The organism is Nonomuraea polychroma, from assembly GCF_004011505.1.
Taxonomy (GTDB): domain Bacteria; phylum Actinomycetota; class Actinomycetes; order Streptosporangiales; family Streptosporangiaceae; genus Nonomuraea; species Nonomuraea polychroma.
This window is the reverse complement of sequence record NZ_SAUN01000001.1, coordinates 11,007,863-11,020,466: the sequence shown is the minus strand read 5'-3', so window position 1 is coordinate 11,020,466 and position 12,604 is coordinate 11,007,863. Positions and strand designations below refer to the sequence as shown.

Below are 12,604 nucleotides of genomic sequence, written 5' to 3'. Positions count from 1 at the left end.
CACGTGTTACCGGTCGCCGTAGTTGTAGAGCGGCCGGTTGACCGGTGTGGCCGTGGCACCGGTGAGCGACACGGTCGTGACGGTCGCCACCAGTGCGGCTAGGGCGACCCCGATGATCGCTGCTAAGAGGATCTTCATCACCGAGAATTCCTCCTTTGAGGCGGCAATGACCCGAGCGCACCCAACTTAGAACCAATTCTCCTTACTCGCTAGTAGTTAGACTGAATTTTAATAAAGTCGCTGATCAAGTGGGGTGATCAACCGAGGCGCAAGCGTGGCAGGCGCTTGAAATCTGTACAACTGCAGCTCAGGCCGATCGACCACCAGAGTGGCCCGCTGAGTCCACCGGGCGAAGCGGTCACGCTCCTCGGCCGTCCCCGCGTCCACCACGACGTACCGGAAGCCCGCTGCGGCAAGGTCTGGAGAAGATCCATCTAGTACGCGTTCCACCTCACGTGCCCGGCGATCCTCGGCCGCGACGACCATGCTGCCGACCCGTACCGAGTCGTTGGCCACTACCTCGCGCCCCGGCGCGGCGAAGAATCGCTGCGCCGGGTCGAGCACCGCCCGCCCGCCGTTCCACGGGAACCTGCGGTACGACTCGAACGGCAGCACCAGGACGTCCCCCGGCGCCGCGTCCGCCAGAATCGCCGCCCTGGCCTCGAACCAGCCCCGCGGATACTCCACCGCCTCCAGCCGGCCGAACACCCCCCAGGCCAGCGTCGGCAGCGCCGCCACCGGCGCCAGCACCAGGAGCGACACCCCGGCCCGCATCAGGCGCCCGCCCTCGGCAGCGGCCCGCGCGGCGAGCAGCCCAAGCCCCACGGCGGCCAGCAGGGCGAGCGGCGCCACGAACTGCTGCGCGTCACGCAGCACCGCGAACCCGCCCCAGAACTCCACCAGCCACCTAAGCGCCGCCCGGCCGGCTGCGGTGACGCCGAGGCAGGCGATCGCGAACCCGACGGCCGCCGCCATGGCGAGCCCCGCCCTGCCGGGCAGGTCCCGGGCGCGCGCGACTGCCGCGATCCCCGCGAGCACCAGCACGAACCTGGCCAGGGCGGCGACCGGAGTGTCGTACCCGGCCGGCACCGCATCGGCGTTCCACACCCCGCCGAGCGACAGCAGGCTCCCCACCGTGCCGAAGGGACCGTCCGCCCGGGCGGCGAACGCGTCCACGCCCACGCCGTCACCATTCAGCGCCTCGGGCCGGGCCAGTGCGGGCACCAGCCAGGGCAGGCTGAATGCCAGGACGACGCCGGCCGCCAGCGCAGTGTCCGCGATCCTGCGTCCGTGGCGGCTGTGGTCGGCGGTCGCGCTCACGTGGCCCTCAGGTGTCACCGCTCTCTGACCTGAGCGTTCGCCGCTCCGGGCGTACCAGGCCGAGGGGATGACAGTGATCGCGGTAACGGCCATCGCAGCGAACCCACCCACCGCGGCCGGCACCATCGCGACGGCCAGGCCGCGGCGCCCGCGTGCCGCCCGCACCACCCAAGGCAGGCCGGCGTAACCCAGCAGCAGCGCCCACTGCCCCATCAGCAGTCGCTCGGCGACGTACGGGTTCCACACGTAGAACGCCCCCGCCACCAGCCTGGGCCCCAGCGCGGCCGACGGCACCAGCAGGCCCGCGCCCGCGCAGCCCAGCGCGAACACTCCCAGCAGGACCGCCTTCTGCACCAGCTCCGCGGGAAGGACCGCGGCCACCGCGGTCACGACGGCGTCGCTCGGCACGACCCGCGGCGCGCCGCCGGCGAGCCCGAAGGTGAAGCGCGAGAAACGCGGCTCTGGCACGAACACCATGTCCTGGACGAGGACGAACCCCCACCCCAGCGCGGGCCCCAGCGAGAGACAGCCCAGGACGAGACCGAGCAACGCGCAGGCTGCCCCGGCTCTCCTGGTTTGCGGCATCCCGCTATGACATCACAACCCAGCCACAGACATTCCCGGCCTGTCCCTTGAGGGTTGCACAGATTGAATCCGTAGAGCCGGGCATGTGATTGAGGGCTGTTCGGTCTGCACCGCCGCCACCGCGGCTTGGATCGACCCCCAACCGGATCAAGTCCTGGGCATCGTCCGCATCGTGCGCCGCTCCGGTCATCGACCGCGCGGCCCTTTCCCCTTGAGCTACCCGACGCCTCCTGGACCCGGGCCCTCCACCAAGTCGCGCACCAACGGAACGTGAACCCTCGCCACCGCCACCGTCCCTACCCGCGAGCCGTCAAACGCTCTCGCAAGAGCAGCTACCGTGAGCGATGCCCCTCCGACTAGGGCATCCGGTACGCGGGTCCACCGACCGTCACGCTCTTGCCCACACCGTCGGCCGCGCAGCAAAGACCATGATGAGTTGCTATTTAACAGCATTGGGCCCGAGTCTGCGTGCGGCAAGCTCTGACTTCCGGATGGTCGATTGGCATGGTATCCAGGGCACTACGATGCGCCGTATGCCGACGCCTAAGTCTTGGATAACCTTGACCCATGCCAGCCCTTTCTGCCGGTCTTGATCACCGATCGCCAATTGTCGGTTAGGGAATTGAGGCTGACAAGAGGGAAGTTTTGACGACAAATCGTGTCCCGACAATCACCATGAGTGATCATCCGGTGTGGGGCTGCCAAGAAGTTCTTGGAACTAACGCTCTTGTCTCCCTTTGTCAAGCCCAGAGAGCGCCACGGCCTCCAGTCCGGAAATCTGGATTTCCGAGCTTGCTCTTGTCGAATCGGCTTGTGTCAGCGATCATCTCCACTGATGCACGAAGCGCTGAATAGCTGGAAACGCATAGGAGGAGAGCGGATACTGAACCCGAGTTTTCGGGTGGGTTGGAGGCTCCCAAAACTGGAATGGTGTGAGTCGTGGCCGCGCTGACGAACTATTCCCGAGAGCCCATGTGAACGGGCCACCGAGTTGCTGTTGAGCTCCGTACAGTGACCGATGGGCGAGGCTGCGGCGATCGCTCGCGACCTCGGCGCCGACATACAGTGCGAGGCACTGGGCTCATAGGCGCGACAGGCGGGAAATCTTGAGCTTACAGGAATTGTGATCTCCAGCATTTCTAGGGCGCTTCCAGCCGGACCTGGCGCCATCGCTGCTTACTCTCGAAAGGACCTCATATGAGCGAATCATCCCCACCCGGTCCGCCAGCCTTTGTCCGCTTCGCTCCTGTAATCGTCGATCTGATGATCGCTACCGTCACTATTGTGATTTTCGTTGCCGTGGCTCTCGCCACGGGCGTACGGTCGCCCTGGCCGTACACGATTCCCGTTGCTCTATTCCTGGGCGCTCTTCTCTTGTTCAGGAGACAGTGGCCCATGACGGTCCTACTGCTGTCGGTGGCTGCGCTCATCGCTTATCATCTGGCCTCCTGGTCCCCTGCTGGATGGATTTGGCCGATCTCGGCCGCCTATTTCACCGCCGCCACAACGCGCCACTTTCTATGGGTGATCGGTATCGGAATCGCCCAGCTCGTCTACTCCGCCATAGACGCACAATGGATCCTCGACCACAACATCCGCCGATATCTATTCCACACCTTGGGAGAGACGCTACTACTAGCAATTCTTATTGGCGCTGGCCTTGCCCATGCTGCAGCGCAGCGCTGGCACAGGCAGCAGGCAAATCCTTGAAGCGCCCAACGACTTAGCACGTCCCCATCATGCTTATGCGAACGACTCGGGGTTGCAGCCGTCACCTGCTTAACTCGGCGAACGTGTGCAGAAAATGCGCCACACTCAAGTTCTATCTCCCGCATATCTAAGCGACGGAGTTCAACGCGATCGAACGTGTCGGGCCACGAGCAGGTGGTTTTCTTAGGAAAGTGTCTTCGATCGAACATATTCCTACAGTAAGCCCTACACTCGTCGGCTTATTCAGCGTGAAATAACATTTCACGCTCAGGGCGAACAGTTAGGATGGGCGTCAAAGTGCCGCACGCTTCTTCGATGCCCGAACTTGAAAGGGAGATTCATGAAATCCAGTGTTCGCTGGATCCTCGCATTCAATGCCTCCTGTCAGCAATGTCGCGGACTAGCCGAAAGAGTCAAGCGGCACGGCGGGACGCGCCTCGATATCATGCCACTCTCTCATCCAGAGGTGATCGATTGGCGAAAGACCGCACTTGGCGAGGACGCTCCATACGCTCCCACGCTCATCAAAATAACGGAGTCAGGTATCTATGCTTGGACCGGGCTGGCCATGGCGGTGCGGCTTGCAATACGCCTGGGGCTTCGCGGCACTTCTCGCCTGCTCGCTGCCCTCGGCGAGTCACGGCAGATAGGTAAAGAGGAAAATGCCACCGAGGGAAGCCGTGGCAGCCGCAGGCAATTCCTGCGCATCGCAGGGCTTGGCCTCGCATTCTCCGCGATCGCCGGCAAGACATCGCCAGCACAAGCTTCTGTAGCCACTCCTTCACCCGCCGAGTTATGGGTTCAGGCGAACAAGGCAAGTCTTCCTCGAACCTACGAGGCCTTCAGCTCGTATGACCTAGAATATCGGCGCGCGATATTCCATGCCCTCTCTCCGCAAGAGCGGAGCAACCTTTGGGTTGCGCATATCCACTCATATCAGGCTGCTCGACCGCATCTTAATGCAAAGCAGAGAAACGTAATTGATTTGGTCTTAGAGACTTTCGGTGAAGCCTCGACTTTCGAACAGCCTCTTACCGAAGACATACGCAGAAAGATGGAGTCCCTGGTCAAGATGGCTATCGACGCCTTAGGCAAGGACGAGGCCTACAGCCTCGGCGCAAATCTAGGCCCTCGCCCAACATCCAAGCCGTCAACCCACCAATCGCAGGGCCTCCTCTCAGTCTGCGACTGCGCCACAAACGATGACTGGTGCAGCACGCACCATGGCAACCCTTACCGCTGTTTCCGCGGCGGATGTGGTTATACATCCAGCGGCTGCGGATGGGGCTGGGGTGAACCATGTAACGGGGAATGCTGCGTTGCCACGACTCAGGGAACACTTTGCATTACTTGATATCAGGGGTGCTGTGACCGGAAAGGTTATCGGGTTCCAAGCAGTTCAGATTGACGACAGCGGCCGGGGACCATCCCCGCGTACTCGGACACTCTCGCTGACTTGTATTTAGCGGCTGCCAACGCAGTTCCGAAGCGCTTTAGTAGAATCGGACATCTCGGGACTCTCCGGGTAGAGATCGAACTGTGTGAAGCGGCCACGTGGGGTGCACAAACACGTAACCTCGACACAAGAGGGAGCAGCTTGGCCGTATATCGATTTCTGCATGTTGATGACGTCCCCGGCACGCCGGGCTCGGGGACACGGTGATCCCGACGCTGACGGTCTACGTGGCCCTGCAGTGTGTTGCGCGACGTTCGTGGTGTCTATGAAGACGTCGTGGATGGAGAGCCTGGTGGACGTACAAAGGCCTCGCCCGGTCGGTAACGGGTGAGGCCTTCAAGGACACGCTGTCGCTGTAGCGCTCACGATTGCTCGGTACCAGGTACCACTCGTAGAGATCAACCCGATCTTTGGGGTAGTCATCGAGTGGAGCAACGGTTCGGGCGGACCGAATGTCTAATCCCAGGGCCAATGCCGTCGAGCTTTTTCGGTCACGGACGTAGGGGCTGGGCAGCGCGAGATGAGTCATGCCGAGGGAGTGGGTTTTGCCAAGGTGTCGTCGGGTCTGGTAGGTGTGCCGTGCCAGGAGTCCTTGCATATAGTCTTCCGGCCAGACCCACATTGCGGTGATGGCCTTATCCGCCGTCCCGGGCGCTGATGCGGTCGGTGTTTCTTGTCGGTGACACATCGCGCAAAAGGGTGGCGCGGGGAGCGAGCGAGTGAAGAACGGTGCTAAAGACCGCCAGGTGACGACGAGCGAGGCGACGGCCGAGAGCCGCCCGTGGACGCACGGCGACGTGGTGCTGGCCGCCGGACTGGTCATGGTGGCCGTCCAGCTGGTCTGGAAATTCGACCTGGTACGGCGCTCCTACTTCAGGCAGGACGACTTCACCTTCATCGCCCGCGGCCTGGAGCACGGCCTGACCTGGGACTACCTCATGCGGGTGGACTATGGCCACCTCGTGCCCGGGCCGTTCGCGATCCAGTGGGCCATGGGCCGGCTGGGCGTCTACAACGACGTGCTGGCCCACGCCGTAGCGATGACGCTGCTCGGCGCCGCGGGCCTGGCCCTGCTCCAACTGTTGCGGCTGCTGTTCGGGTCGCGCCCGGCGATCCTGGTGCCGCTCGCGTTCTACCTGCTGACCCCGATGACCATCTCGTCGCTGTCGTGGTGGGCGGTAGTGATCGAGACGCTGCCATTCCAAATCGCGCTGCCGATGGCGCTGAGCTCGCACGTGCACTATGCCAGGACCGGCCGCTTCAGGCACGCGCTGGCCGCCGCGGCATGGACGGCGGTCGGCATGGCGTTCTTCGTGAAGGCGCCGTTCATCCTGGTGCTCGCATTCGCGCTCAGCGTGGGGTGGCTGCGCCGCCCCCGGCAGTGGCCAGCCTGGGCGCTGTACGCCGGGGTGGTCGTGGTCTACGCGGTGATCTTCTTCCGTCAGCTCTTCACCTCCGAGCAGCTCACGGACAACACGGTGCAGCCGAACATGCCGAGTCTGCCGGTCGCGGCCAGGTTCGCCTGGACGCTGCTGTGGGGCTCGCTGTCGCCCGCTGCGTTCGGCGGGCCGTGGAAGTGGCATCCCATCGGGGACGACTACGCCATCGCCGCCACGCCGCCGCCGCTCGCCTGGGTCGCGCTCGGGCTGGCGGCCGTGGTCGTGGCAGCGTCGATCCGCTACCGCAGGCGGGCCTGGCTGGCATGGCTGGTCCTGCTCGGCTACGTGGTGCTCGCCGACATGGTGCCGGTACTGATCGGGCGCGTGGAGCAGCTCGGTCCCGAGCTGGGCGGCTACGAGCTGCGCTATATCTCCTCCACGTCCACGGTGCTGGCCCTGGTGATCGGCCTGGCGTTCATTCCGCTGCGGGACGAGGAGCAACCCTGGCTGCGCCCTCCGCCCCGGCTGAGGCTCGCGTGGGCGCCGCTGGCCGCCGCCGTCGCGGCGGGCTCCATCTGGTCGGTGACGGCCTACGGCAACCTGCCGCTCGGGCAGCACGTCAAAAGCTACGTGGAGACGGCACGGGTGGCACTCAAGCGCACTCCGCCGGGCACCGTCATCCTGGACACGTACGTGCCGCCGAAGGTGGTCATGGCAACGTTCTTCTACGAGTACGCGCTGACGTCCAAGGTGCTCGGCCCCATCGCCACACACCCGGTCACCTGGACCGGCCGGCTGAACGGGCCGGTCAGCGGCCCGCTCGCCTTCGACGAACAGGGCCGCCTGCGCCCGGTGTCCATCGAGGGCGCCGTCGTCCCCGGGCGGTCCCCCTGCATGCCGGTGGGTCCGGCGGAGGTCCGTTTCCGCCTTCCCCTGACCCTGCCCAAGGGTGTGTGGACGGCCCAGATCGGCTACCTGAACCCGGTGGAGACCACACTGTCCGTGCGGCTCGGCGGCCCCGAGACGCGGGTGACAGCGGGCAAGGACCTGGGCTCGACGTACGCGGCCGTCGCGGGCGGCGGGACCTACCTGGTCCTGCGCACGCTGGACGGCCGGTCCGCCTGCGTCGGCGAGATCAGAGTGGGCGTCCCAAGGCCCGCCATGAACGCCACCTCCATCCCCCCACGACCCGTGGGGGGATGATGCTCACTTCCCCGGCTCAGGATCTCTCGGCAGGCCGAGCATGCGCTCGCCGATGATGTTGAGCTGCACCTCCGTGGTGCCGCCGTAGATCGTCATGGCCCTGGTGGCCAGCACCGCCCGCGTCCAGTAGCCGGCGTCGCCGAGCTTCATGTCGGCCGCCGTCGTGGCGGCGGCGCCGAGCAGCTCCACGGCCGTCTCGGAGACATGCTGGGCGTGCGAGGTGGACAGCAGCTTGCGTACGGAGGCGTCCGCACCCGGCTCTGTCCCCGCGAGCTGCTTGAGCGTGACCCGCAGCGAGAGCGCGTTGATCGAGTGACCCTCACAGACGACCTCGGCCACCTTCTGGGCCTCGACCGGCGTCAGCTCGCGGCCGAGCCGCCCGATGAGGCCGAGCAGGTCCGGCACGGACGCGCCGGTGCCGCCCGAGCCGGACGACAACGAGACGCGCTCGTTGGACAGCGTGTTGCGGGCGACCTTCCAGCCCTCGCCGACCTCGCCCACGACCAGGTCGTCGGGGACGAAGACGTCGTCGAGGAAGACCTCGTTGAACAGGTTTTCGCCGGTCATCTCGGTCAGCGGCTTGACGGTGACGCCCGGCGCCTTCATGTCGACCAGGAAGTACGTGATGCCCTCGTGCTTGGTGCCCTCGCTGGAGTTGCGGGCGATGCAGATGCCCCACTCGGCCACGTGGGCGACCGAGGTCCAGATCTTCTGACCGGTGAGCTTCCAGCCGCCCTCGACCTTCTCGGCCTTCATCTGCAGCGAGGCCAGGTCGGATCCCGCGCCGGGCTCGGAGAACAGCTGGCACCAGATCATCTCGCCGCTGAGCGTCTTGGGCAGGAAGCGCTCCTGCTGCTCCGGGGTGCCGTACATGGCGATGGACGGCACCACCCACGCGCCGATGATCAGCGCGGGCGGGCGTACCTTGGCGGCCTTGAGCTCCTGGGCGATCAGCACCTGCTCCAGCGGCTTGGCGTCGCGCCCCCAGGGCTTGGGCAGGTGGGGCATGACGAAGCCACGTGCGGCCAGGGCCCGCTTCTGCTCCTTGCCCTCCGACTGGGCGATCTCCGCGATCTCGGCGCGGATCGACTCGCGCAGCTCCTCGGCGTCCTCCGGCAGGTCGATCTCCATCTCGCGGGAGACACCCTGCAGCGCCAGCGAGGCCACCGTGGCGGCCCACTCGGCCGACGAGCCGAGCAGGGCGCGCAGGCTGAGCGCGCGGCGGTAGTAGAGGTGCACGTCGTGCTCGAACGTGTAGCCGATGCCGCCGAACGTCTGGATGGCGTCCTTGGCGCACTGGACCGCGGCGTCGGGAGCCATCACGCCGGCAATGGCCGCGGCGTAGTCCAGCTCCTTGCCCTGCGCGCGCGTGGCGTCCCAGACGGTGGCGCGGGCCTGCTCCAGCGCGACGAGCATGCGGGAGAGCTTGTGCTTGATGCCCTGGAACTGGCCGATCGGGCGGCCGAACTGCACGCGGACCTTGGCGTAGTCGGCGGCGGCCGACACGCACCAGGAGGCCAGACCCGCGGCCTCGGCGCCGAGCAGGATCGCGGCGAGGTTGCGTACGTCGGAGCTCTGCACGCCGTCCAGGATGGCCTCGGCCGGCACGGTCACCTCCGACAGCTCCACCTTGGCCACCGGCCTGGTCAGGTCGAGGGACTTGAGCTCGGTGACGGTGGCGGAGGAGGCCTCGACGAGGATCCACTCCTCGCCGTCGGCCGTGGCGACGGGCAACACCAGCGCGTCGGCCAGCGAGCCGCCGAGCACGGGTTCGGCCGTGCCGGAGACGACCAGGGAGCCGTCCTCGGCCCGGGTGCCCCGGAAGTCGCCGGCCAGCGCGACGGCGCCGGTGAGGGTGCCGTCGGCGAACGACTCCAGGTGCTGGGGACGCTTCGACGCGTTGATCACGGCGCTGGCCAGCACGGTCGGCACGTAGGGCCCGGGGGCCACCCGCTCGGCCAGCGCCTCGACGGCCACCGCCGTCTCCAGCAGCCCGTAGCCGGAACCGCCGTACTCCTCGGGCACGTGCAGGCCGAGCAGCCCCTGCTCGGCGAGGCCGGCCCAGAACGGCGGACGTCCGTCCGACCCGGAGCGCAGCAGCTCCGAGGGGATGTGCCGCTCAGCCCAGCCGCTCACCGACTCGCGGAGCGCCTCGTGCTCCTCACTCAACCCGATCGCCATCGCACATCCTCCAGCCAGGTTCCGATGTCCCGGGGCCGGCGCGCCACTGCCGACCCGCTAGAACCATATTCTAGAGGATGCTTCTGACTTCCTGGCTAGAGCGGGCGAACTCGCTGGGCGAGGGTGTTCAGGTCACGCCAGCGTTCCTTGTTCGGCTCGGGGATCGAGGCCATGAGCATCGCCGGCTTGGTCTTGCCCACCTCGATGATGCTCATCAGGGCCTGGGCGACCTCCTGCTTGCCGCCGTTGGTGTACGTCACCTTGTATCCGAGCGTCCAGCCCTTGCCGAGCGGGACCTTCCTGGAGGCCGTCCACTCGACCGTGGCGCCCTTGGGGTACTGCGTGCGGATGCTCCAGCGCACGGCCTGGGTGGCGATCTCGCGGTAGTCGGCGTCCGAGTCGGGCTTCTTCTCAGGTGACTCACCGGGGTACATGGCCGAGGCGATCAGCGTGAACGGCATCTCGACCTTGCCGATCCGCTGCGCGACCGAGTACGGCGGGTACGACCTGGCCTTCCACGGCGAGCCCAGCCGCGGATAGCTGATGCCGACCTTGTTGTCCCTGATGGTGCTGGTGACCGCGGACGCCGTGCCCGACAGGTTCTTGTACGCCTTGCTCTCCGGCACCGGCGGCAACACGATCGGGCTCTCGGTGGCGGTCGGGCTGGGCGCCACCGTGGGCGTGGCCGACGTCGGTAAGGGCGCGACGCGGACGACCTGCTCGGTCGGCTGGTTGTTGTCCGGCACGTCGCCGGAGAAGACCACGAAGACCAGCACGACCGCCAGGACGGTGGCGAGGACGGCGCCGAGCAGGTAGACCACCTTGATCGGAATGTCCCCGATGCCGCGGCTCGGAGGCTTCGGCGGCAGCGGCGGAGGCATGGGGGGCAAGGACGGCATGGGAGGCTGCCGCACCGGAGGCGGCATCGAAGCCTGCACGGGCGGCGGGACCGGAGACTGCTTCGTAGCCTGCGCGTGGGGCGGGACCGGAGGCTGATTCGCAGCCTGCCCGGGAGCCTGGACCGGAGACTGCTTCGCGGGCTGCGCCTTCGCGGGCTGCGCCTTCGCGGGCTGTGCCTTCGCGGGCTGCGCTTTGGAGGGCTGCGCTGGACGCTGAATCGGCATGGATGGGCCTGGCGCCGGAGGGCGAGGGATCCTGACCGTCTCCTCCGCAGGAGGGACGACCTTGGGGAACGGGGTGGTGGGTGAATCGAGGGAGGGTTTCTGGTCGCCGACGTCCGCCATGGCCTTGAGATTACGTCACTACAGAGAGGGATAATTCCCCCACTCCCCTTGCAGAATCTAATTCTGTAAGGTCAGCGGACATGAGGGGTTTCTACGAGATCGCGGCCGAAGACCCTGAACGCCCCGCCCTCCTCGGCGAGGAAGGCACGACCTACGGAGAGCTGCTGGCCCGCGTCAACCAGGCCTCCAACGGCCTGACCTCGCGCGGAGTACGTCCAGGCGACTGCGTGGTGACCGTGCTGAAGAACGGGCTCGACGCGCTCACCATGATGCTGGCGACTTACCAGATCGGCACGTATCTGGTCCCGGTCAACTGGCACTTCACAACCGAGGAGATCGACTACATCGTGGCGGACTGCGGCGCCGGGATCGTGGTCTCCCCCGAGGCCCTCGCGGTCGCCGAGCTCGTGGCCGGGCAGCCCGCCGGACCGCCCGCGCACCGGCGGGCCGGGTCGATGATGCTCTACACGTCCGGGACCACCGGGCGGCCGAAGGGCGTGCGGCGGCGGCTGCTCGACCTGACGCCCGAGGAGATGTACCCGATCCTGATGCGGAAGAGCTGGCGGCACTTCGGGCTGCCGCACGGCGGGGTGCACCTGGTGTGCTCGCAGCTCTACCACTCGGCGCCGTACGGGCAGGTCATGATGGCGCTGCAGCTCGGGCACTCGATCGTGGCGCCCGAACGGTTCGACGCGGCCGGGACGCTGCGGCTCATCGAGCGGCATCGGGTGACGAACGCGTTCATGGTGCCCACGATGTTTCACCGCCTGCTCGCGGTGCCGGAGCGGGAGTCGTACGATCTGTCGTCCCTCACCCACCTCTACCACGGTGCCGCCCCGTGCCCGCCGGCCACCAAGCAGGCGGTGATCGACTGGCTGGGGCCCGTGTTGTGGGAGTACTACGGCTCCACTGAGGCGGCCGTGGCCACCATGGTGTCCTCGCAGGAGTGGCTGGCCAGGCCGGGCACGGTCGGCCGGGCGCTGGACGGCATGGCGTTCACCATCGTCGGGGAGGACGGCCGGGAAGTGCCCCCAGGGGAGCCCGGGCTGGTCTACATCGGCGGGATCAACCGGTTCGAATACCACGGGGACCCGGAGAAGACGGCGGCGGCCATGCGCGGGCGGGACTACACGCCGGGCGACATCGGGTATGTCGACAAGGACGGCTACCTCTTCCTGCTGGACCGCCGGACCGACCTGATCATCTCGGGCGGGGTGAACATCTATCCCGCCGAGGTGGAGGCGGTGCTGCTCGAACACCCGTCGGTCGCGGACGTGGCGGTGATCGGCGTGCCGGACACCGAGTGGGGTCACAGGGTCGTGGCGCTCGTCGAGCCGGCGGCCGGGGTGACGGGCGGGACGGAGCTGACCGCGGAGCTGCTGCGGCACTGCGGTCCCCGGCTGGCCAAGCTGAAGCACCCGCGGACGATCGAATACCGCGAGGCGCTGCCGCGCACGCCTACCGGAAAGCTGAGCCGGCGCAACGTCAGGGAAGCGTATCTTTCCCGCTGAGCTGGGCAGGGACCT

8 protein-coding genes are annotated in these 12,604 nt (G+C 66.7%); 4 read left to right on the top strand and 4 right to left on the bottom strand.

Going from position 1 to position 12,604, the window contains the following annotated elements:
• Positions 1 to 6: 6 nt before the first annotated feature.
• Positions 7 to 138: a hypothetical protein gene (locus EDD27_RS58205; protein ID WP_277750863.1), complete on the bottom strand. Its 132-nt coding sequence runs from the start codon at positions 136 to 138 to the stop codon at positions 7 to 9.
• A 90-nt stretch (positions 139 to 228) separates the two neighbouring features.
• Positions 229 to 1,905 (bottom strand): MmpA family trehalose lipid delivery protein, encoded by a 1,677-nt coding sequence (locus EDD27_RS51450; RefSeq protein WP_127939977.1) that lies wholly within the window; start codon positions 1,903 to 1,905, stop codon positions 229 to 231.
• Between the two features lie 1,197 nt (positions 1,906 to 3,102).
• On the opposite strand from EDD27_RS51450, the gene EDD27_RS51445 reads away from it, so the two are divergent.
• The 3 genes from EDD27_RS51445 to EDD27_RS51435 all read left to right on the top strand — a co-directional run bounded on the left by EDD27_RS51445 (position 3,103) and on the right by EDD27_RS51435 (position 7,653).
• The gene (locus EDD27_RS51445) at positions 3,103 to 3,615 is read left to right on the top strand and encodes a hypothetical protein (RefSeq protein ID WP_127939976.1); all 513 of its coding nucleotides are present in this window, start codon (positions 3,103 to 3,105) and stop codon (positions 3,613 to 3,615) included.
• 340 nt (positions 3,616 to 3,955) lie between these two features.
• Complete coding sequence (locus EDD27_RS51440) at positions 3,956 to 4,969, top strand: bacteriocin fulvocin C-related protein (protein ID WP_127939975.1); 1,014 nt, start codon at positions 3,956 to 3,958, stop codon at positions 4,967 to 4,969.
• A gap of 848 nt (positions 4,970 to 5,817) precedes the next feature.
• On the top strand, positions 5,818 to 7,653 hold the full coding sequence (locus tag EDD27_RS51435; protein ID WP_127939974.1) for a hypothetical protein: 1,836 nt from the start codon (positions 5,818 to 5,820) through the stop codon (positions 7,651 to 7,653).
• Between the two features lie 3 nt (positions 7,654 to 7,656).
• Here EDD27_RS51435 and EDD27_RS51430 read toward each other — a convergent pair whose 3' ends face one another.
• Positions 7,657 to 9,834, bottom strand: a complete 2,178-nt coding sequence (locus EDD27_RS51430; protein WP_127939973.1) for an acyl-CoA dehydrogenase family protein — start codon at positions 9,832 to 9,834, stop codon at positions 7,657 to 7,659.
• Positions 9,835 to 9,929: 95 nt separating this feature from the next.
• Entirely contained in the window at positions 9,930 to 10,724 is a 795-nt protein-coding gene (locus EDD27_RS51425) for a hypothetical protein (protein ID WP_127939972.1), read from the bottom strand.
• 434 nt (positions 10,725 to 11,158) lie between these two features.
• On the opposite strand from EDD27_RS51425, the gene EDD27_RS51415 reads away from it, so the two are divergent.
• A complete protein-coding gene (locus tag EDD27_RS51415; RefSeq protein ID WP_127939971.1) occupies positions 11,159 to 12,589 on the top strand; it encodes an AMP-binding protein in 1,431 nt (476 codons plus the stop codon).
• Positions 12,590 to 12,604: the final 15 nt, after the last annotated feature.

Bases quoted from the DNA above. Each gene is read 5' to 3' on its own strand.
- EDD27_RS51450 (WP_127939977.1), bottom strand. From the start codon at position 1,905: ATGCCGCAAACCAGGAGAGCCGGGGCAGCCTGCGCGTTGCTCGGTCTC.
- EDD27_RS51415 (WP_127939971.1), top strand. From the start codon at position 11,159: ATGAGGGGTTTCTACGAGATCGCGGCCGAAGACCCTGAACGCCCCGCC.
- EDD27_RS58205 (WP_277750863.1), bottom strand. From the start codon at position 138: ATGAAGATCCTCTTAGCAGCGATCATCGGGGTCGCCCTAGCCGCACTG.
- EDD27_RS51430 (WP_127939973.1), bottom strand. From the start codon at position 9,834: ATGGCGATCGGGTTGAGTGAGGAGCACGAGGCGCTCCGCGAGTCGGTG.
- EDD27_RS51440 (WP_127939975.1), top strand. From the start codon at position 3,956: ATGAAATCCAGTGTTCGCTGGATCCTCGCATTCAATGCCTCCTGTCAG.
- EDD27_RS51445 (WP_127939976.1), top strand. From the start codon at position 3,103: ATGAGCGAATCATCCCCACCCGGTCCGCCAGCCTTTGTCCGCTTCGCT.